This window comes from Nocardia sp. NPDC001965 (genome assembly GCF_053594175.1).
The window spans coordinates 699,301-721,177 of sequence record NZ_JBSFDZ010000001.1 but is presented as its reverse complement, the minus strand read 5'-3'; the positions used below and the strand labels follow the sequence as shown (position 1 = coordinate 721,177).

27 protein-coding genes and 2 pseudogenes are annotated in these 21,877 nt (G+C 68.6%); 11 read left to right on the top strand and 18 right to left on the bottom strand.

The genetic code is table 11. The features are described from left to right. Positions 1–11: 11 nt before the first annotated feature. Positions 12–1,154: a Glu/Leu/Phe/Val dehydrogenase dimerization domain-containing protein gene (locus tag ACWCPQ_RS03265; protein ID WP_449894420.1), complete on the top strand. Its 1,143-nt coding sequence runs from the start codon at positions 12–14 to the stop codon at positions 1,152–1,154. Positions 1,155–1,208: 54 nt separating this feature from the next. Here ACWCPQ_RS03265 and ACWCPQ_RS03260 read toward each other — a convergent pair whose 3' ends face one another. The 5 genes from ACWCPQ_RS03260 to ACWCPQ_RS03240 form a co-directional block, all read right to left on the bottom strand. Continuing rightward, positions 1,209–1,346, bottom strand: a complete 138-nt coding sequence (locus tag ACWCPQ_RS03260; protein WP_449894095.1) for a hypothetical protein — start codon at positions 1,344–1,346, stop codon at positions 1,209–1,211. A gap of 503 nt (positions 1,347–1,849) precedes the next feature. Next, positions 1,850–2,767 carry a universal stress protein gene (locus tag ACWCPQ_RS03255; RefSeq protein WP_449894093.1) on the bottom strand — a complete coding sequence of 306 codons (918 nt, stop codon included), beginning with the start codon at positions 2,765–2,767 and terminating at the stop codon, positions 1,850–1,852. A 239-nt stretch (positions 2,768–3,006) separates the two neighbouring features. Then, positions 3,007–4,239: an RNA polymerase sigma factor gene (locus tag ACWCPQ_RS03250; protein ID WP_449894091.1), complete on the bottom strand. Its 1,233-nt coding sequence runs from the start codon at positions 4,237–4,239 to the stop codon at positions 3,007–3,009. Continuing rightward, on the bottom strand, positions 4,236–4,607 hold the full coding sequence (locus ACWCPQ_RS03245; RefSeq protein WP_449894088.1) for a YciI family protein: 372 nt from the start codon (positions 4,605–4,607) through the stop codon (positions 4,236–4,238). Before ACWCPQ_RS03245 ends, ACWCPQ_RS03250 begins: the two co-directional genes overlap by 4 nt. Positions 4,608–4,667: 60 nt before the next feature. After that, positions 4,668–5,333: a DUF998 domain-containing protein gene (locus tag ACWCPQ_RS03240; RefSeq protein WP_449894086.1), complete on the bottom strand. Its 666-nt coding sequence runs from the start codon at positions 5,331–5,333 to the stop codon at positions 4,668–4,670. A gap of 157 nt (positions 5,334–5,490) precedes the next feature. Between ACWCPQ_RS03240 and ACWCPQ_RS03235 the strand changes: the two genes are divergently transcribed. Together ACWCPQ_RS03235 and ACWCPQ_RS03230 are read left to right on the top strand one after the other, a co-directional pair. Then, complete coding sequence (locus tag ACWCPQ_RS03235; protein WP_449894083.1) at positions 5,491–5,919, top strand: hypothetical protein; 429 nt, start codon at positions 5,491–5,493, stop codon at positions 5,917–5,919. 469 nt (positions 5,920–6,388) lie between these two features. Further along, the gene (locus ACWCPQ_RS03230) at positions 6,389–6,820 is read left to right on the top strand and encodes a DUF5994 family protein (RefSeq protein WP_449894081.1); all 432 of its coding nucleotides are present in this window, start codon (positions 6,389–6,391) and stop codon (positions 6,818–6,820) included. A gap of 323 nt (positions 6,821–7,143) precedes the next feature. Here ACWCPQ_RS03230 and ACWCPQ_RS03225 read toward each other — a convergent pair whose 3' ends face one another. Next, entirely contained in the window at positions 7,144–7,617 is a 474-nt protein-coding gene (locus tag ACWCPQ_RS03225) for an RDD family protein (RefSeq protein WP_449894080.1), read from the bottom strand. 200 nt (positions 7,618–7,817) lie between these two features. Then, complete coding sequence (locus ACWCPQ_RS03220; protein WP_449894418.1) at positions 7,818–7,955, bottom strand: hypothetical protein; 138 nt, start codon at positions 7,953–7,955, stop codon at positions 7,818–7,820. Between ACWCPQ_RS03220 and ACWCPQ_RS03215 the strand changes: the two genes are divergently transcribed. Continuing rightward, positions 7,935–8,126 carry a hypothetical protein gene (locus ACWCPQ_RS03215; RefSeq protein ID WP_449894432.1) on the top strand — a complete coding sequence of 64 codons (192 nt, stop codon included), beginning with the start codon at positions 7,935–7,937 and terminating at the stop codon, positions 8,124–8,126. The two genes, ACWCPQ_RS03220 and ACWCPQ_RS03215, sit on opposite strands and share 21 nt — an antisense overlap. Positions 8,127–8,288: 162 nt before the next feature. Here the strand turns inward: ACWCPQ_RS03215 and ACWCPQ_RS03210 are convergent. Beyond that, positions 8,289–8,479 (bottom strand): annotated as a pseudogene (locus tag ACWCPQ_RS03210) (hypothetical protein); the annotation flags it as partial. A gap of 201 nt (positions 8,480–8,680) precedes the next feature. Then, a complete protein-coding gene (locus ACWCPQ_RS03205; protein ID WP_449894078.1) occupies positions 8,681–9,256 on the bottom strand; it encodes a TerD family protein in 576 nt (191 codons plus the stop codon). Positions 9,257–9,554: 298 nt separating this feature from the next. Here ACWCPQ_RS03205 and ACWCPQ_RS03200 point away from each other — a divergent pair, with 298 nt between their 5' ends. Next, the gene (locus tag ACWCPQ_RS03200; RefSeq protein WP_449894076.1) at positions 9,555–9,953 is read left to right on the top strand and encodes a helix-turn-helix domain-containing protein; all 399 of its coding nucleotides are present in this window, start codon (positions 9,555–9,557) and stop codon (positions 9,951–9,953) included. A 684-nt stretch (positions 9,954–10,637) separates the two neighbouring features. Here ACWCPQ_RS03200 and ACWCPQ_RS03195 read toward each other — a convergent pair. Beyond that, complete coding sequence (locus ACWCPQ_RS03195) at positions 10,638–11,561, bottom strand: NmrA family NAD(P)-binding protein (RefSeq protein WP_449894074.1); 924 nt, start codon at positions 11,559–11,561, stop codon at positions 10,638–10,640. On the opposite strand from ACWCPQ_RS03195, the gene ACWCPQ_RS03190 reads away from it, so the two are divergent. Continuing rightward, complete coding sequence (locus ACWCPQ_RS03190; RefSeq protein WP_449894416.1) at positions 11,560–12,225, top strand: TetR/AcrR family transcriptional regulator; 666 nt, start codon at positions 11,560–11,562, stop codon at positions 12,223–12,225. The two genes, ACWCPQ_RS03195 and ACWCPQ_RS03190, sit on opposite strands and share 2 nt — an antisense overlap. Here ACWCPQ_RS03190 and ACWCPQ_RS03185 read toward each other — a convergent pair. After that, a pseudogene (locus ACWCPQ_RS03185) lies at positions 12,219–12,428 on the bottom strand (integrase core domain-containing protein); the annotation flags it as partial. The gene ACWCPQ_RS03190 and the pseudogene ACWCPQ_RS03185 sit on opposite strands and share 7 nt — an antisense overlap. Between ACWCPQ_RS03185 and ACWCPQ_RS03180 the strand changes: the two are divergent. Both ACWCPQ_RS03180 and ACWCPQ_RS03175 read left to right on the top strand, forming a co-directional pair. Beyond that, entirely contained in the window at positions 12,382–12,684 is a 303-nt protein-coding gene (locus ACWCPQ_RS03180; RefSeq protein ID WP_449894072.1) for an NERD domain-containing protein, read from the top strand. The pseudogene ACWCPQ_RS03185 and the gene ACWCPQ_RS03180 overlap by 47 nt on opposite strands. Continuing rightward, positions 12,591–13,079 carry a hypothetical protein gene (locus tag ACWCPQ_RS03175; RefSeq protein WP_449894431.1) on the top strand — a complete coding sequence of 163 codons (489 nt, stop codon included), beginning with the start codon at positions 12,591–12,593 and terminating at the stop codon, positions 13,077–13,079. Before ACWCPQ_RS03180 ends, ACWCPQ_RS03175 begins: the two co-directional genes overlap by 94 nt. Positions 13,080–13,131: 52 nt before the next feature. Here the strand turns inward: ACWCPQ_RS03175 and ACWCPQ_RS03170 are convergent, their stop codons facing one another. The 3 genes from ACWCPQ_RS03170 to ACWCPQ_RS03160 all read right to left on the bottom strand — a co-directional run bounded on the left by ACWCPQ_RS03170 (position 13,132) and on the right by ACWCPQ_RS03160 (position 15,530). After that, complete coding sequence (locus tag ACWCPQ_RS03170) at positions 13,132–13,467, bottom strand: hypothetical protein (protein ID WP_063000782.1); 336 nt, start codon at positions 13,465–13,467, stop codon at positions 13,132–13,134. Between the two features lie 674 nt (positions 13,468–14,141). Further along, positions 14,142–14,375: a hypothetical protein gene (locus tag ACWCPQ_RS03165; protein ID WP_449894069.1), complete on the bottom strand. Its 234-nt coding sequence runs from the start codon at positions 14,373–14,375 to the stop codon at positions 14,142–14,144. A 402-nt stretch (positions 14,376–14,777) separates the two neighbouring features. Beyond that, positions 14,778–15,530, bottom strand: coding sequence for a TetR/AcrR family transcriptional regulator (locus ACWCPQ_RS03160; protein ID WP_449894067.1), 753 nt, complete (start codon positions 15,528–15,530; stop codon positions 14,778–14,780). Between the two features lie 50 nt (positions 15,531–15,580). On the opposite strand from ACWCPQ_RS03160, the gene ACWCPQ_RS03155 reads away from it, so the two are divergent. Then, positions 15,581–16,540, top strand: coding sequence for an NmrA family NAD(P)-binding protein (locus ACWCPQ_RS03155; protein ID WP_449894064.1), 960 nt, complete (start codon positions 15,581–15,583; stop codon positions 16,538–16,540). A 72-nt stretch (positions 16,541–16,612) separates the two neighbouring features. On the opposite strand, the gene ACWCPQ_RS03150 is transcribed toward ACWCPQ_RS03155, so the two are convergent. From ACWCPQ_RS03150 to ACWCPQ_RS03140, 3 genes are all read right to left on the bottom strand, one after another. Continuing rightward, complete coding sequence (locus tag ACWCPQ_RS03150; RefSeq protein WP_449894062.1) at positions 16,613–17,479, bottom strand: sulfurtransferase; 867 nt, start codon at positions 17,477–17,479, stop codon at positions 16,613–16,615. A gap of 263 nt (positions 17,480–17,742) precedes the next feature. Beyond that, positions 17,743–18,723, bottom strand: coding sequence for an endonuclease/exonuclease/phosphatase family protein (locus ACWCPQ_RS03145; RefSeq protein ID WP_449894060.1), 981 nt, complete (start codon positions 18,721–18,723; stop codon positions 17,743–17,745). A gap of 197 nt (positions 18,724–18,920) precedes the next feature. Next, positions 18,921–19,514 (bottom strand): TetR family transcriptional regulator, encoded by a 594-nt coding sequence (locus tag ACWCPQ_RS03140; RefSeq protein ID WP_449894058.1) that lies wholly within the window; start codon positions 19,512–19,514, stop codon positions 18,921–18,923. A gap of 98 nt (positions 19,515–19,612) precedes the next feature. Here ACWCPQ_RS03140 and ACWCPQ_RS03135 point away from each other — a divergent pair, with 98 nt between their 5' ends. Together ACWCPQ_RS03135 and ACWCPQ_RS03130 are read left to right on the top strand one after the other, a co-directional pair. Next, on the top strand, positions 19,613–20,599 hold the full coding sequence (locus tag ACWCPQ_RS03135; RefSeq protein WP_449894056.1) for an SDR family NAD(P)-dependent oxidoreductase: 987 nt from the start codon (positions 19,613–19,615) through the stop codon (positions 20,597–20,599). A 10-nt stretch (positions 20,600–20,609) separates the two neighbouring features. Further along, complete coding sequence (locus ACWCPQ_RS03130; RefSeq protein ID WP_449894054.1) at positions 20,610–21,224, top strand: hypothetical protein; 615 nt, start codon at positions 20,610–20,612, stop codon at positions 21,222–21,224. On the opposite strand, the gene ACWCPQ_RS03125 is transcribed toward ACWCPQ_RS03130, so the two are convergent. Continuing rightward, positions 21,215–21,826, bottom strand: coding sequence for a TetR/AcrR family transcriptional regulator (locus ACWCPQ_RS03125; protein ID WP_449894052.1), 612 nt, complete (start codon positions 21,824–21,826; stop codon positions 21,215–21,217). The two genes, ACWCPQ_RS03130 and ACWCPQ_RS03125, sit on opposite strands and share 10 nt — an antisense overlap. Positions 21,827–21,877: the final 51 nt, after the last annotated feature.

Sequence of the window (21,877 nt, the reverse complement as noted above, 5' to 3'; positions counted from 1 at the left end):
CCGAGCCGTATATGCGCCTGCAGTGGACGGACCCGATCACAGGCGCGGTCGGCTATCTCGTCGTGCACACGCTGCGCGGCGGCCTGGCCACCGGCGGCACCCGGATGCGGTCCGGATGCACGGTGACCGAGGTCGAGGATCTGGCTCGCGGTATGGCCAACAAGACCGCGACCTTCGACCTGCCGATCGGTGGCGCGAAGGGCGGGATCGATTTCGACCCCAAGGATCCCCGTGCCGTCGAGGTGCTGGAGCGGTTCTGCGAGGCTATGCGCCCCTGGATCGACTCGCACTGGGTGACCGCCGAGGATCTCGGGGTGCCGCAGCATCTGATCGACGAGGTTTTCGAGAAGCTCGGCCTGGGCCAGAGCTATCACGCCGCGATCCGGCGCGCCGACGACCCGGCCGCCACCCTGGAACGCGTCCGCCGCGGGCTCAACGCCGCGGTCGAGGGCGGATTCCTGCTCGGTGATGTGATCGGCGGTTACGGGGTGGCCCATGCCTGCCTGGCGGCCGCGGTCTGGTGGGGCCAGGTGCCCGCCGCGACGACCGTCGCCATCCAGGGTGTCGGGACGATGGGCGGGTCGGCCGCGTACTACCTGCACGAGGCCGGAATGAAGGTCACCACCGTGGCCGATGCCGCCGGGACCCTGCACTGCGCCGAGGGTCTCGATATTCCCGCCCTGCTGGATCTGCGCGACGGTTACGGCGAGATCGATCGCTCCCGGTTGCCCGCCGGTATCGAGCAGCTGCCGCGTGCGGCGATCCTGTCGGCCGAGGTGGACATTCTGGTACCGGCGGCGATCTCCTACGCGATCACGCCCGACAATTCGTTCGATGTCCGGGCCCGGGTCATCGTCGAGGCCGCGAACGCCGCCACCACACCGGAGGCCGAGGCGATGCTCGCCGCACGGGGTGTGCCGGTACTGCCGGATTTCGTCGCGAACGCAGGGGCGGTGGCCTGGGCGTGGTGGCTGCTGCTCGGCGAGGTGGACGACACTCCCCAGAACTCGTTCGACCGTCTGCGCACCATCATGCACACCAAGGTCGCGCTGTTGCTGGCTGCCTGGGCCGATCAATCCGTCACCCCGCGTGACACCGGGCATCGATGGGCCGACGAGCCGTCGCCGCTGCTCGGCGCGGTCGTCATACCGTGATGCGTGGACACGATTTCGGAGTACCCGCACCCGGCCGCCGGAAACCCCCGGCGGTCAGGTGTTCACGGGTCGCTTGATCTCGATCGCCGGGCGGGCGAGCCATTCGAAGTCGTCCCACAGCTCGGGTGCGTTGCGGTCTTCGCGGTACTTCCCGAACAAGGGTTCCAGCACGTCCGCGGCGAATCGCCCCACGAATCCGCGACGACATCGGCGGGTATGAACCCACTGCGGCACATGATGCCGCCGCAGTCGTAACTGTGACAGACTCTTTCGGCGCGCTGGATCTCCTCGTCCGACCAGGCGGTGTACTCGCGGGTGCGCAGCTCGCGCACGACGAGGCGACGGTCCAGCCGCAGTGATCAGCTCTGCGGTATGTCGTAGATCGTTTCGAAAGCGCTGGCATAGCTGGTTTTTCGCATTCGGTACCTCATTTCACCGACGGCAAGAACGCCTCGCGCGTAGGAGACCGAGGCCCCGCACTCGGCCGCCGGATGCGTCTGTCGCCGCCGGTCTCTCGGTGAACCGTTCTCCGCCGCAGCCGATCTCGTGTCGGCATCGATGGTTCGAAAAGGCCACGGGGAGGTCGGTGGGGCGAATCACCGCCGTGACCGCGCCTGATCGTGCCGCCGCTCCCGCACATCCGGCACCGAGCCCTCCGCGGATATCCGCCCGGTGCCGATCCCGGCGAACGGTGATCAGGCGTCGGGGTCGCGGTAGACGACGACCGGGCGATCGGCGCGATGGAGCAGATTCTGACTGGTGGATCCCATCAACGCGCCACGGATCCGGCCCCAGCCCTTACTGCCCACGATCACCAGTTGTGCGCCGTCCGATGCGCGCAGCAATTCCCGGGCCGCCGAACCGCGGCGAGAGCGTTCCTCGACCGCCACCTCGGGGAAATCCTTCCGATACGGCGCGACGATCTTCGACAGAGTCGCCGACTCCGAGCGTGCGATCGCCTCCCAGTCGACCACCATCGCCGTCGGTCCCATCAGCGCCAGCGCCGTGGGGACGGAATCGCCGACCGCGGTACCGTCCGACCACGTCCGCACCGCCCGGACCGGAGCTCCCAGCAGCCGCGCCCATTCGAAGGCGAGCCGGGTCGCCGCGGCGGAGAGCGGACTCCCGTCGGCACCCACCACGATCGGCCGGTCGTCGGGGTCGGTGTGTGCCGGGTCGCCCCGCCAGACGGCGACCGGGCAGCGGGCGCTGCCGGCCACGCGCAGCGCGGTCGAGCCCAGGAGCCAGCGCTCCACTGATCCGGCGCCGGTCGCGCCCAGCACGATCATGGCGGCGTGTTCCGCCGCCGCGAGGATCCCCGCTGCCGGGGCCTCGGTTGCGGCGATCGTGGTCAACTCGACACCGGGGGCGTATTCGCGCAGCGCCGTCGCTGCCGCGGAGAGCAGTTCGGCGCGGTACGCGCGATGCATCTCGGCGAGTTCGGCGGGGTCGAGTGCGATATCGGGCATCGGGCCCGGCGCGGGCGCGGAGTGCACCAGGTGCAGCGGCAGGCCCAGTTTCCGGGCGAACACCGTCGCCCAACGGGCGGCCGCCGACGCGGTCTCCGAACCATCGATACCCACCACGATATAGGTCGCCGGGGACGTCGCCATATCTCCGCCTTTCGTGCCGTATCGCCTGATCGTCCGCTGTTCACCGCTTCTTCGACCGACACGACGGCGATGTCGGGGAGTAGGTCGCGCCGCCGAGGACAGGATAGGAGTCCGCCGCGCCGGGCCGGCGGGGCGACACGCGTCGGGGCGGCCGGGGATTTCCCGTGCCGGGGCCCCGCTTCGAGATCTCGAGACCAGGTGAGTGTGCTGCGGGGGTGTGGAAGTCGCCGGGGTCTCGGTCAGTCGAGTCGATCGGCCTTGTGCCGGAGGTAGCGTTGTTCGACCTCGTTCGCGGTGAGTTCGGCGGCGCGGCGGAAGAGTTCGGCGGCCGTGGTGTGGTCGCCGGTTTGTTGTAGGAGGTGAGCGCGGACGGCGCGTTCGCGTTGCCGGGTGAGGGGGTTGCTGTCGAGATGGTGGTGTCGGTTGAGGTCGTCGAGCAGCGCCAGGGCGCGGGCGGGCCCGTGAGCGTGGGCGACGGCGACTACGCGGGCGAGTCGGACCGGTGGTGTGGGGGTGAGGCGTTCGAGCCACAGATAGAGCACGGCGATCTGGGGCCAGTCGGTGTGGCCGGGTTCGGCGGCGGCGTGGACCGCAGCGATGGCGGCTTGGAGCTGGTAGGGGCCGGCCGGGCCGCGGTTCCAGACGCTGTCGATGAGTGTCGTTCCCTCCTCGATCATTTCGCGATTCCATGCGGCGGTGTCCTGCTGGGCCAGAGGTATCAGCTCGCCGGCGACAGTGCGTGCGCTGCGACGGGATTCGGTGAGCAGCATCAGTGCGAGCAGTCCGGTCACCTCCGCGTCGTCGGGGAGGGCGGTGTGCAGCATTCTGGTCAGCCGGATGGCCTCGTCGGTGAGATCGACACGGGTGAGATCGGTTCCGCTGGTGGCGGTGTAGCCCTCGTTGAAGACGAGGTACAACACCTGTAGAACTGCGGCCATCCGGCTCTCCCGGTCGGTGCCGGTGGGGAGAGTGAAGCGGGCGCCGGCCTGGGTGAGTTGTTGTTTGGCGCGGCTGATCCGGGTGCCCATGGTGGCTCCGGTCGTGCCGTAGGCGTGGGCGATCTCGGCAGTGCTCAGACCACCCACCGCACGTAAAGTGAGCGCTACCTGGGCGGTGTGACCGAGCGCGGGGTGACAGCACATCAGGAGCAGAGTGAGACTGTCGTCGGTGTCGACGGCCTGCGTGGCGCGGGCGGTCTCGGCCATGGCCAGCTCGGCGATACCCGTCTCCGACTCACGGCGGTGCCGCGCCCGGTCGGAACGCAGCAGGTCGACCATTCGCCGATAGGCGATGCGGATGAGCCGGCTGCGCGGGTTGTCCGGGACGCCTTCGACCGGCCACGTGCGCGCGGCGGTCAGCAACGCTTCCTGCACGGCGTCCTCGGCGATATCGAAGCGGCCGAAGCGGCGGACCAGCGCACCGAGGACCTGCGGCGCCTCGTCGCGCAACAGGTCCTCGATCTCACGGGTCACGCGCTGAAGTCCGCGCCCATGATCGGGCGGATCTCGATCGGTTCACCGAGCGCTTCGACGATGCGTGCGGTGATCGCCACGGCCCGTTCGTGTCCGGCGACGTCGATCACGGCGAAGCTGGCCAGGACCTCCTTCAGCTCCGCGAACGGCCCGTCGGTGGCGATCACACCATCGGCGGTCTTGCAGACGGTGGTGCTCACGGCCGGGTGCCCCAATCCTTCGGTGGCGACCAGCTCGCCGGAGGCGATCAGTTCTTTTTCCAGCTGCTGGTATGTGGCAAACGCCGCCAGCGCCTCCTCCGAGGGTGTGTCGGCGCTCGCGGCGTCCCACGCGGCGGCCGGGGTGTAGCCGAGCAGTAGATATTTCACGGAAGTCTCCCGAGATCGTGGGTTCGTGGTCACGGTAACCGGTGTGCAGGCGTGCTCTGCTCAGGCGACGTGGCGCCGCCGGGACAGCGCTACCACGGTGGTCCAGGTGAAGGCGACCGCGCCGTTGATCGCGATCTGGACGCTCATGTACTCCGGTGACATCGGCACCAGCAGGACCAGCCCGGTCACCGCGTTCGCCACGGCGGGCAGCACCGCGCGCCGGCGCGCGCACCGCACACTCAGCACCAGCGCCGCGATCGCGAGCGCGGTGAAGGCTACCGCGGCCGCGGCCGAATGCGCGACGCTGTGCCAGGACATCTGCGCCACCGGCTCGTCGGGAGTGCCGGCCGGGAAGCCGTTCTCCGGGTCCATGGTGAAAACACCCGCCGCGACCAGCCCGATTCCGAAAGTCCCCACCAGGATCGGTAATGCGCGCCGCCCGGTTCCTTCGGTGAGTGTGCGGCCGATCCCGGCGGCCAGGGCCAGCGCCCCCATCCCTGCGGTGATGAAGGTGAGGATCTGGATCCAACCGAGATCGCCGGTCGCGAGCTGGCTGATCGGATGCCGGGTGATGTCGAAACCCGCACGAGTGAACATCTGGGTGATCGCGGAAAGGAAGAACAGCGGGCCGGCGGCAGCACCGGCGAGGAACAAGCCCTCCGAGACCCGGCTCCGGGCACGGGCGGTAGTGGAAAGGGCAGTCGGGGTGGTGGCTGTGGAGGTCATCGGGATTTCCTTCCTCGGTTGAAGGGCGGTCGCTGCTACCTCGGAGCCGGCGGGCAGGTTTCGACACCGAAGAAAGTGATTCAGGACACAGTCGAGGATGTCGAAATCCGTGGGCCTGCTCCGAGGTAGCAGCGCACAACCCACACAGGAGGACGAAATGATCGAAACTCAGCAGCAGCCCACCCCCGAACTGCAGGCATTGGACCGCCTCGTCGGCACGTGGAAGGTCAGCGGAGGAGCGGCGGGAACTGTGCGCTACGAATGGATGCCGGGCCGGTTCTTCCTGCTCCAGCATGTCGACCTCGTGCAGTACGGCGAACCCGTCGCCGGTATGGAAGTGATCGGGAACCTGCGCCCGTTCGGCGAGCCGACCGGGCCCGATGTGGCCTCGCGGTACTACGACTCGGTCGGCAATACCTTGGACTATGTCTACGAACTGATCGGTGACACGCTCACCATCTGGGCCGGCGCCAAGGACAGCCCCGCTTACTACCGCGGCGTCTTCGACGCCGACGACACCACCGTCACCGGCGAATGGATCTACCCCGGCGGGGGCGGCTACACCTCGGCCATGACCCGAATCTGAACCGGTTCGACTCGATCGCCCCGCCCCGGCCCGACCCGGCCGTGGCGGGATTCGGTGAACTATCGTCCAGTAATCGTCTTTATGAACACTCGGCGGTTGCCGTGACTCGTGGAGATGGCGGTTCGCGGCCGAGTGATCGGAGGTGTCGGCTCTACTGGCCGCTTCGAGACACCCTCAGCGCCGCACGGAGCCGCTACCGACTCCACGAACGCCTCGATGCGGGACCGAGACCCTTCGCCGTGGGGTTCTCGTGGCTGCTCCGGGCACATCGGCAGCACCCAGCCCCGAGAGTGAGCCCGGGTGCGCGCGATGGCCCGACCGGATCTCCTGCTGCCGTCGGGCCGCGCGGGCCGCACCTGCGTGTAGGCTCGACAGTATTCGGTGGCAACATGCGCGCTGACCAGCAGAGGTTGCGCCGTCCCCGAGTTCATCCGATCCGGCATTACCCGGGTCGGGACAGGAGCGTCCGATGACGCCACAACCACCGAATGCGCCCGCTCCGGCACCGGTCGACAGCACACCCGCTCATACTCCACGGTTACGTCTGCGCCCGGACTCCGAGGCGAGTGGCTACATCGATGCGGCCTGGTGGCCACGATCGAGCAACCTCGCTACCGAACTGCGCGATCTGATCCCTGCACTACGGGCGCTGACCGGGCAGATAGGGCGCATCGTCTACGACCCGCGCGCCTGGTCGGCGACCGATCGGCACCGGATCAACGACGGCACCATCCGACTGGACCCGTATCCGTTCGAACTGTTCGGCGCCATGTACATGTGCGGCACCGACGGCACGGTGATCGTGCTGCAGGCCATCCCCTCGGGCACCGACAACGCCTTGGCGGTGTCCATGCTCGCAGCGTCCGGGGAACCCGCCCGGTCCGGCCCGACGCCGAGGTGACGATCACGAGCCACGGACCACGATCGCGGATACTGCCGCTAACAGCGACAACGCCGTAGCGTGACCTTTCCGACCTCGATGCCATCGCCTGCGAACTCAACCACCGGTCCCACCGGATCCGTGGTTACCCGCAGCCGGCCGAGAACATCTGAACAGCGGTGATGCACTGACTCTTCGAGACCGTCGTATCTACCCCACGACGGGTCCGCGCCGGCCCGAGGTGGTGGCGCTCTGCGACGCCGCCGGATACACCGCCCTGGAAAGTGATATCGAGCTGGAGAGCGGGCGGCTGCATCCCTTCGAGAGGGTTCTGGACGGTGCGGCTACGGGACTTCGACCACCTGGGTTCCCTCCGCGACCCGGTCGTGCCAACCCTGTTTGGTCGGACTCGAAGCGACAGTGACCGCGATGGCGAGTGCAGCGAAGAACCAGAGCACGCCACCGATGCAGGGCACCAGGTTGAGCAACATGTAGGCGTTGCGCAGGGCCGATTCCTTGATATCGGGTTTCGCCGCCCCTCCGGCGCCGTTCACGTGCAGGCCGAGCAATTTCTTGCCGGGTGTCGACCCGGTGGTCACCTCGAAGCCGACGAAGTACAGGAAAGCGAAACCGGCACCGGGCAGAATCGATACCCAGCCGGGCGTATGGGCGGATTTGCTCAGCAACCAGAAGAAGATCCCGCCGACGATCGCCGCGACGATCCAATCGACGAATCGGGCCGCGGCACGTTTGCCGAGACCGCCGGGTGTGATTCCGGTTGCCGTCGCGAAGTGGGGGTCGTAGTTGCCGGTGCTCATCGTGCTCCTTCTAGATAGCGTCCGCATCCCCGGCAGGGCACTGGCCCCCGCCGGGATGCGGTTGTCACCGTCTCACATCTCGGCTAGATGTGAGATGTCGTTCGGTGTCGTGTGGTTGCGGCCGTTGCTGTTTCGGTGCTCGTGGCATATGGCCGGCATCCGCCCGGCGCATGTGCGGGCGGATATCGGTCCGGGCGCGGTCATCGGTCGGGAGCGGTCTCCGTCCGGCCGGTGGCGGGCAGGAGGCGCTGGAGAACATCGGTGATGGTGATCGGTCCGACCGGTGTTCCCGCGCCCGGGGCGCTGACCAGCGCGAGGTGATTGCGGGTTTCCCGCATCGTGCGCAATGCTTCGTACACCTTCGTCGTGGTGTCCAGGATCAGTACCGGGCGCAGGAGCCCGCGCGCGGTGGTGTCCGGTTCGCTCTGCAGGCTGTCGCGTACGTGCAGGACGCCGTCGATCCGCTCACCGTCGCGGACCAGCAGGCGCAGATGCCCGGTCTCGCGTGAGATTGCCTGGATCGCTGCCGGTCCGGCATCCGGGTCGACAGCCCCGGGCCGGGAATCGGGGCGGACGATATCGGCGACGGTGAGCTGTTCCCGCTCCAGTGCGCTGATGAGGTTGCCGTGACAGCGCTCGTCGAGCGCGACGATATCCGCGGCGACACCGGCGTCGTGCTCGTCGGCGATCTCACCGACCGGTCCTCGGCGATATCCTCGATGGTGACGATGTCGGCGAAGCCGCCGTATTCGTCGACGACGAGCGCCATCTCCTCGTGTTCGGCACCGAGGCGGTCGACCAGTTCGGGAAGCGGCAGCGATTCGGGTACCAGGACCGCGGGCTGCAGCCTGGTGGCGGTCGGTACTCCGACTCCGGTGCCGGGCAGTAAGGTTCACCCGCAGCACACCCCGGCGCCCACCGCTTTCGACGAAGTCGACCCGGCGCTCGGTTTCGGTCGGGGTTGCTCGGTGGGCCCGGCCTCGGGGCCGCCGGTCGCGGACGGCGGCCCCGACGGTCCGGGCTTCCTCGTGTAGTCGATTGCCGTCGGCCCGTTTCGGTCGGGTCAGACGTTCACGCCGTAGTCCCGGGCGATCCCGGCGAGGCCGGAGGCGTACCCCTGCCCGATGGCGCGGAATTTCCATTCCGCGCCGTTGCGGTACAACTCGCCGAACACCATCGCGGTCTCGGTCGAGGCATCCTCGCTCAGGTCGTAGCGGGCCAATTCGGTGCCGTTCGCCCGGTCCACCACCCGGATGAACGCGTTGCGGATCTGGCCGAACGACTGCTGCCGCGCGTCGGCGTCGTGGATCGAGACGGGAAAGAAGATATTGGTGATCGTCGGCGGTGTGGCCGCGAGGTCGACATTGATCACCTCGTCGTCGCCCTCACCTTCGCCGGTGAGGTTGTCGCCGGTGTGTTCGATGCTGCCTTCGGGGGAGCGCAGGTTGTTGTAGAACACGAAATGCTGGTCGGAAACCACTTTCTGTTCCGGACCGGTCGCGATGGCACTGGCGTCCAGATCGAAATCCGAGCCCGTCGTCGATCGCACGTCCCATCCCAGGCCCACCGACACCGCGGTCAGGTTCGGTGCCTGCTTGGACAACGACACATTGCCGCCCTTGGCGAGACTGACACTCATTCCGGGTTCTCCTGATTCTCGAGGGTTCATCGATTGTCCGGTTGCGCTCATCGGCCGACCCGCGGCGACACAGGCCGTATCGCCCGACGGTACTCGCGAACCGGCCGGACACACTATGCGTGCGTGAATGTTGCCCGAATCGTGTTCCGGCCGAAGCGGATCAGCACGCGCAGGCGATCCGGCCCGCCGGCCCTCCCGTGCCGGTGGTGCGGTGTGTTTGCCGAGTCCCGCGTGCGGACATGTATCCGACACTAGCACGCGCCACTGTATGGTTGTGGGTGGCAGAAGGAGGTGAACCGTGCCCGCGTCCCTGCTCCGAATCGGCGAGTTCGCCGCCCGCGCCGCGGTCAGCGCGCGCACGATCGACTATTACACCGGTCTCGGCCTGCTCACCCCCGTGGAGCGGACCAGCGGTAACTATCGGCTCTATGACGTGGCCGATATCGGCCGCGTCCAGCTGATCCGCCGGCTGGAGGCGCAGGGGCTGCCCCTGGAGGAGATCGCCACCGCGCTCACCGCCGGACCCGGCGATATCGGCCGGGTACTCGAGAGTATCGACGACGACCTCAAACTCCTGCACACCGCGGCCGAGACGGCGCCGGCCGAGATCCACGGCCTGCTGCTGGTGATCAGCGCCCGCATCCATTCGCTGATCACGGTCGCCCTGCAGCTGCCGCCCGATATCCCGATTCTGTGAACTGTGCAGGCGGGCCGGGCGAGCAACGGCGATCGGCGGGGGCGGCGGCGGAGTGCCGTTGACGAATGCCGTCGGGTAAAAGACTGTCAGCGAACGGAATTCGATCGGTCCAGGGGAACCTTCGTGGCAACCCGCCGCCACAGCCATACCGGTGGCGAACCCGGCTCGGTCGCCCTCGGCCGGATCAGGCGCCGAGCCCCTCGCGCGTCACGCTGATCTCGATGGCCTCTCCCGAACCGAAGCTCGGGGCGAGGTGGTGAACGCGGATCCCGACCCAAGGGATCGGGTCACGGTTTCGTGCGCGGTCGATGTCGACCGGCCGGAGGGGCCCCGGCGGTAGGTGGCCGGGGCGAATCCTGGACACCGCAGGTCCGTCCTCTCGTGGCTCGTTCAATTCATCCGCGCTCGTACAACTCTCGAGATCGAGTGGCTACCGGTTCGGCGGTGGCACCGCGGGGAGCCGCTGATCCGAGGATGTGGACAGGGAATTCGTGACACCTCACCTATCCGCTGAATCGCGATTGTTCCGGACAGCTCCATCGAGAGAACCGAAACGCCGTGACGATCGAAGACAGCACGCTGTTGCGGGCCTGCGGAATATGGATCCCTGCACGGCGGGAGTCGGTCGGCGGGTGCCGATCTCCGGACCGGCCGTGCCGCGAGCGTGCAGCCGGGCCGTTCCGGTCAGGCGTCGGCGTGCATCCGCTCCCGGGCCCACTCCGTGAAACCGGTGAGTGGAATACCCAGCGCCCGGGCGTATTCCGGGCGACCGGGTTGTCCTGCCGCGTTCAGGTACTCGTGCGAAGCGCCCATCGGCGGCATGCCCGCGGCGAGCGCCTGCTCCTCGGTCATTTCGGGTGCTGCCAGTGGCCGGTCCAGTATGCGCGACAGCACCTCGGCGATCTCGGTCATCGACAGATGCGCACCGGCCAGTTCCAGTTCCACCCGGTCGAATCGGTCGGGGTCGGCGATCGCCGCGGCGGCGGCCCGGCCGATATCCTCGGCCGCCACCAGGGACAGCCGGGTCGCGGGCTTCAATACGGTCACCAGTCCGCCGTCGATACCGCGTGGGAACAGAAATGCCATGGAGGGCAGGAAATTCTCCATGAAGAAACCCGGCTTCAGAATCGTCCAGCGCGGGAACCCCGCGGCGCGGACGCGGTCCTGGATCGCGGCTTTGGCGTCCAGTGAAGGTGCGACCGCCGGCCATCGTCCCTCCGCCCAGCCGGGGGTTTCGGTGTGCTGCCCGGCGCCGGTGACCGAGGAATGGACGAACTGTTCGACACCGGCGGCCGCGGCGCCTTCCACGAGGTTGGTGGCCTGGACGATCTCGCCGACGAAATCGAAACCCGCCGCGGTGAGTGCGGGCATCTGTACGGAGAAGACCGATCGGGCCCCCTGCGCGGCCCGGATCACCGAATCGCGATCGCGCAGGTCGCCGACGGCCAGTTCGGCCCCGAGGGCCGCGACGGCCGCGGCAGGTGCGGTGGACGGGTCGCGGACGAGCGCGCGGACCGGCACGCCGACCGCACGCAGGGCGCGTACGGTAGCGCCGCCCTGCCGGCCGGTGGCGCCGGTGACCAGGACGGGTGCGGAATCTGTGGACATGGTGCTCCTCGGCTCGACACTAAATGGCGGGGCCCGCCACTTATGTTCGGCTAGAATACGGCGGACCCCGCCACTTAGCAATATCGGAGATGAGGACGCCATGCCGGACCGTCGGCGTGCCGACGCACAGCGCAACTACACCCGGATCCTGGCCGTGGCCGAGGCCGAGGTCGCCGCGAACGGAGCCGGCGCGTCCCTGGAGCAGATCGCCCGCACCGCCGGAGTCGGTTCGGCGACCGTGCGCAGGCACTTTCCCACCCGCCATGCACTACTCGAAGCGGTCTCCCGCGAGCGGATCGAAGCATTGCGCGGCCGCGCTCACGAGCTCGTCGACGCGGCCGACAGCCGCGGCGCGCTCCTGGAGTGGCTCAGCGACCTCGTCGACTACTGCGTTGCCGCCCGCGGCTTGGCGGCCGCGCTGTCCTACGACGGCGCCGCGGATCCGGTGCACGAGAACACCTGCGCGGCGATCATGCGGGAAGCGGTCGAGCCGCTGGTCCGCCGTGCTGCCCGGGACGGGACGGTCGCCGCGGATACCACCGCCGGTGATCTCATCACGCTCATCGTCGGAATAGCGCTGGCCACCGAACATTTCCCCGACCCCGCCGCGGAGGCGGACCGGCTCTTCCGGCTCACGGTGGCCGGAGTGAGTCCCAAGGTGTGATGTCCAGGGAGGTTGGTCGGTCGGGTGACCGGTGGCCGGCCGCCGAGGGCGGAGTGGGCTCGGTGGTGATTGGAGAAGTGCAGTCAGCCGGGTAGGGCTGTGTTGCGGTGTTCGGTGGATTCGTAGAACCGGGCGTAGGCCCAGCCGTCGGCGAGGGTGCGGTGGAATCGTTCGAACCTGCCGTTGGTTTGCGCCGCGCTGGGTGCTTCCTTCGAAAAGCTCGTTGGGCGCCACCTTGCGCTGCTCGGCCCTGCCGGTGCGGTCGTATTTCCGCACATCACCGATGGGCCCGAGAAGGCAAGGAAGAAGACTGTCGATCACATCGTCGTGCTCCCCGATGTGGTGCTGGTGGTCGAAGCCAAAGTATGCGGTCCACCGCTGGGGCACGGATCGGCGATGAGGAGGCGCTGGCGGATCTCGCCGGACGGATCAGAGCTGCCCGCGACCAGATCGATGTGACCGCAGTAGCAATCCGCGATCGAGTGCCCGAGCTCGCTCACATTCCCGACGACCGTCCGGTCCGTGGTTTGCCGGTCACCTTGGAACCGATCCCGTTGATCGACACCTACATCTTCGATGACCTGCTCAAAGGAGCCAACGCCGTCGAATCGGCAACGGTCTGTGCCCACGACCTGGAAGAGGTCCTGCCGGCTCTCGCGCAAGCACCGGATGCCGGTGCCCGGCTGCTGACCGCGTTGACCTTCGACGACCCCACGCCTGCAACTCTGAGTCGCGCGGTGCAGGGCCTGAGACCCGCGGACAACCCGATTGTCACCGATCTGTGGGACCGATGGTTTGCGAGTACGCCGTGGCCGTCCAAGAACGAAGATCACGACACCACCGAAGCCGGCTAGTGTTCCGCGCCTGAAATCCGTTGGATATATCGGGCGCGGAACACTAGTCAGTTCAGGGAAGAACCTGCGGGACCACGTCGGGATTCACCGCACCGACCAAGGCGCCGATCAGCCCACCGAGGATCGGCCCACCGGAACCCGTGGCCGAACCGACTGCCGAGCCGATACCGGCGCCCAGAGCGGCGCCGTTCAACACGGGATCGGGGTACTGGGCGCCTGGGTTGGTTTTGACGTCCTGAGGCTCCTCCAGCGGAATACCGGCGATCGGCGTGGCCTGCACATCGGCCATCGGCCCGGCGTCGGCGGAAGCGCCTCCGGCGACGACCGTGGCGGCGATCAGCGGCAGCGTCGAGGCGACGACGGTTTTGACGACATTGTTCGAGATCATTGCTCGCCTTTCGAACGAGTTGTGAAGTTGCCGAAGGGTATCCGTCAACACGGCAGCTCCCCACCGATGGAAGGGCTCTGACAGCGGATTCCCGCCGCGGCCACAGTCCGCGCATGTCCCCGGCCCGCGCCCTGAAGCCGGCAACACAGATGGAGAGTTGTTCGATGAGCACGCTTACCTCTACCCGGCAACGCAATGCGGTCTCGGAAGGAGCCGCGCTCGGGCTTCTCAGGTGCGGCCGGGCTGTGTTGCCGTTCGACAAGATCGGTGTGGACCTGGCCTTCGAATCCGCCTGGCGTGATTGGAGCCATGCCTCGAAGTTCCCCCAGATCAACACGGATTTGAAGAAGGGTCTGGATGCTGTGTGGCCCTCACCAGGGCAGATGCGGACAAGCAGGTTTGGGTCATGTACTGGGAGATCCGGGGAAACCAGCTGGAGATCTGTACTCGTCAGGAGGATCGGTCGGTCGACGATCCGGCCGATGTCGAGTACGCGGTCAAAATGATCGGTGGCGGGATTGTGCGGGCGGAGGGTTGGATGGAATTGGCGCGCAGGGCGTGTTACGCCACAGCGTGTTCTACGAGGCAGCCGCCCTCAGCCCGTCGATCGGCGTACTCGCCGATACCTTGTCTCGAGCGCTGACCGCCGGCGACGCGATCCGGGGAACCGAGCGTCAGTGCAGAACACCGTAGGTAGCGGCAATGGTGAACCCGTGATCGAGGATCTCGCAGGTGACCGTGCCCTGGAGACCCACCCCGCACGTGGCATACCCCAACGAGACCTTGTGCCCCTCCGGCAGTACATGCGTTTCGCCAGAGTAGGTGAAGGTGGCCGTGACGGAGGCCGAGTAATGAGCGGGCACCTCACCGGTGACACGGACTTGGTTCGTACCGGGTGGAGCGTCCATCGGCACAGCATCGCAGCCCGAAAGCCCCTCGAGATAGATCGCGCAGGCTCGCCCATCCGGGGATCTGAAGTACACCGTCGCATCATGATCTGGACTTCGGACCAGATATAGGGCGTTGTCAACCGAGGTCAATCGGTCGATATCGCTGGCAGAGGCGGGTCCGGCAGCCAGGGCCACTGCTGCGGAACCGACGAGTGCGCTCGTCAAGATCGCGCACGCGCGCGCACGGTTGAACATCGGCTTTCCTCACTACCGGGTCGAGTGACCGCGGCAGGCGAACGCGGTGCTGTGGTAACACTGCGACTGCCTACCGGCGGCTATCTACTCGATCAGTATGCGGCGTCTCGGTCATGGCGTCACCTAGCGCGGCAGCGGGGCGGCGGCAGCCGCCCGAAGCGACCGTCAGCCGGCCGCGCGCCGCCGGTGCGCGCGCTGCCGGCAGGTCGGCCCGCAATAGCGGGCCGGTCTGCCGGTGCCGCGGGCGGGCAGCCGGGTTCCGCATTCGGCGCAGAGCTGTGCGACGGCGGAGGTTTCGTGACGGCGGCGCCGCGAATTGTCACGAAACATCCCGCTTTCCGTTACCGGCGCGGTCCGCAGTCCGTCGAGCAGCTGCCGGACCAGCCGCGCGCCGCGGGTCCGGTTCCGGTGCGCCGACCAGACCGCCGCGCCGCCTACGGTCAGCGCGGTCAGATCGGCGACCTGCACATCGGGGTCGACGGCCCGTGCCTGCTTCGCGTTGTGCAGCAGACGTTCCAGCGCCGCACCGAACTGTTGCCCCGCGGTGGCGAGGACAGCGTGCGGCCAACTCCGATCCGCGGTGAGTACATCGCATATCTGTTTGCGGCCGGCCGATTTCTCGATTACTTCGAACAGGAACCCGAACAGTGCGTCACCGGGGGTGGCGCGCGCGGCCCACCGATCCGCCGCGCGGGCCAGGCCCGCGACGTGTTCGGCCAGCACCGCCTCCACCAGTGCTTCCTTGCTGGGGAAGTGGCGGTAGACCGTCCCGGCACCCACCCCCGCGCGCTGGGCGATCCGGCCGATCGACACCTCCGGGCCCTCGTCGGCGAATACCTCTACGGCGGTGCGCAGTACGAGTTCGCGGTTGCGCCGGGCGTCCGCGCGGACGACGGCGGGCACGGCTGCAGCTGTCATGTCACGTAATCCTTGTTCGTGGAACGGAAACGGGCGGATGATTCCGGATCGTGCCAGTATCCACCACTCACGAAACGGACACCATGACCACCGAGAACGCGATCGATACCACCGCACCTGTCCTCGTCACCGGCGCAACCGGCCAGCAGGGTGGTGCCACCGCGCGGCGCCTGCTCACCGCCGGACGACCGGTACGTGCCATGGTCCGGGATACGACGGCCCCGGCGGCGGTGGCACTGGCGGCTGCCGGAGCCCGGCTCGTGCACGGGGATCTCGACGATCCGGCCAGTCTGGCTCCCGCGCTGGACGGTGTCGCCGCTGTGTTCGGCGTACCGCCGGTGGCCTTCGGGCCGCCCGGCGCCGATACCGAACTGGAAGCCGCGCGGGGCCGGTCGCTGATCGATGCGGCCGCGGCCGCGGGAGTCGAACAGATCGTGTTCAGCACGGTCGCTACGACTTCGGCGCCCACACCGGGATGGGCCGGAAAAGCCGAGATCGAGCAGTACCTGCGCGAGCACATCGCCGTTGTCACCGTGCTGCGTCCGGTCCGCTTCATGACGAACTATCTCGGATTGGCGGTAGCCGGCATCGACGGCATATCCGGTGGGGTGCATCGGCACCTGTTCCCGCCGGACGAGCCGATGCAGGTCATCGCGGTCGAGGATATCGCCGAATTCGCCGTGCTCGCGTTCACCGATCCGTCCCGCTTCGCCGGCCGGACCCTCGAACTCGCCGGTGATCAGCCGACTCCGGTCGCGGCGGTGGCGGCGATCAGCGCGGCCACCGGGGTCACCGTGCGGTACGAACAGCTCACCGACGACGAGGCTGCCGCCCTCGGTCCGGAAATCGCCGGGGTCGGGAAACGTTGGCGTGCCGGTCACCGCTGGCACGCCGATATCGAGGCACTGCGCGTGATCCACCCCGGCCTGCGAACATTCGCCGACTGGCTCGCGGAATCCGGTGCCGCTGTGCTGCGCGACCACCTCACCGGGGCCGGGCGGGTGAAGTAGGACGGGCAGCGACGCCCGGGCACGGGCGCGCCGTGCCCGGGCCGTGTCGCGGTGGGAGGCCGCCGCCGGGTCTCAGGCGTCGGTCACCGCCGGATCGCCGATCTCGACGGGATTGGACGAGTCCGCGCTCCACTGCGACCACGACCCGGGAAACAGGCTCGCCTCGCGCCCGGCCGCGGTCAGTGCGGCGACGGCGATCGCCGCGGTCACACCGGAACCGCAGTAGACGGCCAGGGGTTCCGTATCCGATCCCGGGTACCGGGCGAGCACTTCGTCGTCCGGCCGGAATCGGCCCGAATCGTCGAGCAGGTTCGTCGCCGGAACATTGACGGCCCCGGGAATATGCCCGGCCACCGGGTCGACCGGTTCGTTCTCGCCCCGGTATCGCTCCGGTGCCCGGGCATCGACCAGCGTCCCGTTCGCGACGATATCGCCCAGTTGCCCGGTGGCGACGACGCCGAGCGCCCCGGCGTAGAGATCGGGCCGGGTGACCGTCACGTCGCCGGGAGCGGGGACGACGGTCCCGCGCTCGAGGGCGCCGCCGGATTCGCGCCAGGCGGCGAGACCGCCGTCGAGGATGCGCACATCGTGCAGGCCGGCGGCCGTGAGCACCCACCACGCACGCGAGGATCCCGCACGATTCCAATCGTCGTAGATCACCACGGGGACCCCGTCGCGTACACCCCACGCCCGCAGGTTCCGTTGCAGCGCGGCGCCGTCGGGCAGTGGATGGCGGCCGCGGCCGGCCACCGAATGGTCGGAGAGCTCGCTGTCGAGGTCGACGTAGACGGCGCCGGGTAGGTGACCGGCCCGATAGTCCGCCCGGCCGTCGGGACGGTCCAGCCGCCAGCGCACATCGAGCAGGGTCACGGACGCTCCGGCCGCGAGCGTATCCGCCAGTTCACCCGCGGTGGTGAACACCGCGGCACGAGTAGCCATCGAACAGCCTCCACCTCTGCGGGTCTGCCGTCGCGAGTTCGCACCCCGTAGGGTGGCCGGCCCGGCGGGGCCGGCGACGACACAGCCGGATGCTAGCAGCGGGACGGCTGGGTGTCGGCGGCTGCGGCGCCACTGTTCTGCTCCGGCGGTGCTGCCGGATTCGAATCGTCGCGAGGTGAACTGTGCGCGGGCGCTCGGCCGATTGGCCTGCGGAAACCACCGCCGGACAGGTTCGGCACGGAATCGGCTGCCGATTTCCGCGATCACCGACCGCCGCTGTCGTGAGTACCGTTTCGCGGCAACGCGACCCGGGCCACCAGGGCCCGGTGGTCGGCGCCCGGCAGGCCGACCGTTTCCACTTCCACCGCTCGCCCACCGGCCACCAGGATGTGGTCGATGCCGACCAGCGGCGGCCACCGTTTATCGGTCGGGTAGGTGACCAGGTGCCCGGCACCCGCCTGCACGGCCGCGTCACCGAAGCGCCCGGACAGCAGCGCGCGGTACTGCGCATGATCGTAGGTCGCATTGAAATCGCCGCCGGCGATCACCGGACGGTCCGCGGGCGACCGTTCGAGGATGTCGCCCAACCGGGTCAGCTCGTCGGCCCATATCCGCGTTCCGTACACCGGTGGTACCGGATGGAAGGCGTACACGGTCACCGGGCCGATCTGTGGGACGGTCGCGGTCGCGGAGAGCTGGTTGAGCACGTATCCGTCGTATTCGACGGTTTCCGACAACGGGTAGCTGCTCCAGATCCCGGTTCCGGCCGCGGTCCTGCCGGGGGAGAGGTATCGGTGGGGCAGGATCGCGTCGAGCCCGGCCCGGCCGAGCGCTTCGACGGCGGCGGGAGTGAGTTCGTCGACGGTCAGCAGCTCGACCCGTCGGGCCCTGATCTCGTCCACCAGCGCCCGCGGATCGGCGCCGTCGAAGAGCAGGTTGGCCTGCATGATCGTCACCGTGGTCCCGGTATCGGTTGTTGCGGGGGACCGGTACAGCGGAAGTTGCGTCCACACCCCGGCCGCGGCGACGAGTAGCGCCAGACCGGCACCGCTCCAGCGGCGTCCAGCGGCGAACGCGGCGGCGCCGATGAGCGCGGAGCCCATCAGATACGGTGCACCGGCCGCGGCGAGTACCGGAAACCGCGCGGCCGAACGGCTGAAATGCAGCCCGATTCCGGCGGTACCGGCAAGGGTCGCCGACCAGGCGAGCATATCGGCGGCGATCCGGAGCGGTGTGGAGTTCACGTTCGCAAGCGAAGCACACGATTCGGGTCGTGCCGATCGTCCCCGGGGTGGTGACCGCCCCTGGCGGTCGCTCGGCGGACACCACTTCCATCGCTCCCGGTGCGGGTCGGGTGGCTCGTGATCCCGCCTGTGGTCGAGGGCGGGGTGAGCCCTGCGGTGTGGTGATCCCGACGTCGCCGGTATTGCCCGGCCGGGCGTCAATCGGCGAAACCGGCTCCGGCGTGGGCGATCGCGGCGCGCATCGCGGTCGCGCGCGCGGACGGTGCGGTCGATACGGCGGCGGCGACCGCCGCGCCCAGGCAGGCGCCGAGGTGGGTGGCCAGCGTCGGCCACAGTTCGGGGTCGGTGAACCGCTTCCGCAGTGATTCGAAAAGTCCGGTATACGCGGATTGCAGTCGCAGCATCAGCGATCCGGGTATGCCCCGCGCGGCGCGCACCACGTCGGCGCGCACATCGGCGAGTTCGTCGGAGCGGTCGGTCGCCGTATCGAAGGCGTCCACCAGCGCGAGTGCCGCGGCCTGCACCGAATCCCATGGAGTGGCAACGGGATCCAGCCGATCGACGCTTTCCACCGCCGCCCGGATATGCCCTTCCAGATGGTGGAAGAGGACGTCCTCTTTGGCGGGGAAATAGAGGAAGAACGTCCGTCGTGAGACACCGGCCGCGTTCGCGATATCGGTCGCCGAGGTCGCGGTGAATCCGCGGTCGAGGAAGAGATCCGTGGCGGCGCGAATGATGGCGGCACGGGTCTCCGCACGTTTCCGATCCCGAAGCCCTGTCGTCTCGCCCATTCGAGAAGACTAACGCCTTGCCACCCCTGCATGCACTAGTGCAGAATTACACTAGTGCATCAATACGGCGGTGAGTCGGTGCCTGCGAAGGAGAGACAATGAGCGAACTGAGTGGTCGGACCGTCCTGGTGACCGGTGCGGGGCGTGGGATCGGGCGAGCCGAAGCCCTGTACCTGGCCGGAGCGGGCGCCAACGTGGTGGTCAACGACCCGGGCGTGCGGATCGACGGGTCCGGTGGCGACGAGTCGGTGGCGGCGGCCGTCGTCGCGGAGATCCGAGCGCGGGGCGGTCGCGCGGTCGCCGATACGGGAAGTGTGTCCGACTGGGCCGCCGCCGAAGCCATGATCGCCCGGGCCGTGGACGAATTCGGGGATCTGCACGCCGTGGTGAACAATGCCGCGATCGAGGCCAACCGGCCGCTGGACCGGCTGACCGAGGCCGAATTCGACGAGGTGGTCGGAGTCAAACTGAAGGGAACCTTCGCCGTGAGCCGGCACGCGGCGGCCTACTGGCGCGACCGGTTCGCTGCCGGTGATCGCATCGACCGTTCGTTGGTCAACACCTCGTCGGGTTCCGGTCTGCTCAATCCGCTACCCACCCAGACGAACTACGCCGCCGCCAATGCCGGAGTCGCGGCGATGACGACCGTGCATGCGCTGGAACTGCGACGGTTCGGTGTACGGGTCAACTGTGTGAGTCCGTCCATGGTGCGTACCCGGCTCACCGAATCGGTGCCGACGATGGACGAGGTGCCGCCGGCGGACGAGTTCGACCCGAAAGATCCGGTGACCCTGGCGCCGGTGGTCGCCTATCTCGTCGGGGCCGGATGCCCGCTGACCGGTCAGGTGTTGTCGGTGCGCGGTGGTTCGGTCGCGGTGAACCACGGCTGGTATCGCGGTGAGCAGATCGACAAGGGCGCGTTGTGGACGGTTCCGGAACTCGCGGCGCGGCTGGCGGCGCTGCCGCTGGAGGATCCTTTCGAACGGCTGGCGACGGCCCTGGGCGGTGCCCTCGGCACGGCGGGGCGGGCGCAGCTCGAAGAACTGGTCGCGGCGCAGCTCGACGGCGCGACCCCGGCCGGCTGACGCGGGGCAGGTGATCGGGAATCGAGAAGCGCTGGTCGTGGCGCTGTCGTTAACGTCGGCGGCATCGACATTCGCGCGGCAGGGCGCCGGGAACGCGAGTTCGCCCGAGGAGGACATGATGGACTGGAACCGGCGGATCCGGCAGACGCACCGCGTGCTGGCGTTGCTGTTCACGGCGACCGTGGTCGTCGCGGTCGCTGTGCTGGCGTTCCAGGGTCCGGAATGGGTGTCCTACCTGCCGTTGCCGCCGCTGGCATTCCTGCTGTTCTCCGGTCTCTACCTGTATGTGCGGTATGTCCGCACGGTTCGGCGCGGTCGGCGGCCGGCGGATCGCGGGCCGCAAGCGCGGGCCGGTTCCGGCGCACCCCGGGTCCGGCGATTGCACCGCGGGGCAGCCGCTGCCTTCACAGTGACCGTGCTGGCGACCTTCGTCGCACTGTCACTGCCGGATCCGATCGTCTGGGTGTCCTACCTGCCGCTGATCCCGCTGGCCCTGCTGCTCGGCTCCGGGCTGTATCTCTTCGTGCTGCCGTACCGAGCCGCGCGCCGGGGCGGCGCCGGTTCGTCGATCGGCTCCCCGCTGTCCGGGCCGGCGGGGAATCGTGTCGCCGGCGATCAGCGGTAGAGGCCGACCAGCGCCCGCGACGCCGCCTCGACGATCTCGTCGGCGGAGGCCCGCAGGGTGCCGTCCAGCCATGCGGTGACGAGTTCGGCCATACCGCCCACGAACAGCAGGCCGGCGGTTTCGTCGGCGTTCTCGCTGCGGTCGCGGGGGCCGAAGAACTCGCGGGCCTCCACCGCGGACTGATGTGCGAGGTGGCGCAGCAGTTCGGTCCGGCGCCGGCGCAGTTCCGGGATCGCAACGGATTCCACGATGGCGACCCGCCCCTTGCGCGGGTCGTCGAGCAGCAGCTGGACGAACGCGCGGATCGAGGCCCGGGCCCGCGCCGCCGGATCCACGCCGACCTGCTCGGCGGCAGCTCGGCCGGTCTCCTCGATCTCGGCCGCGATCCGGTCCATCACCGCCTCGAGCAGTGCGTCCAGCCCGGAGAAACTCTCGTAGAAGTAGCGCTCGCTGAGTCCGGCCGCGGCGCAGACGGCGGTCATCGTGGTCCGTGTGTCCGGGTTCGCCCACACTGTGAGGCCCGCTTCGAGCAGGCGCCCGCGGCGTTCGGCGACGCGTTCGGCCGCGCTCACGCCCCGGTAGACCCCCGATTGCACGGCCATGCTCTCAGCATGCCACAGGGATTCGGCGGCCAAGGTTGACAGGATGCCCTT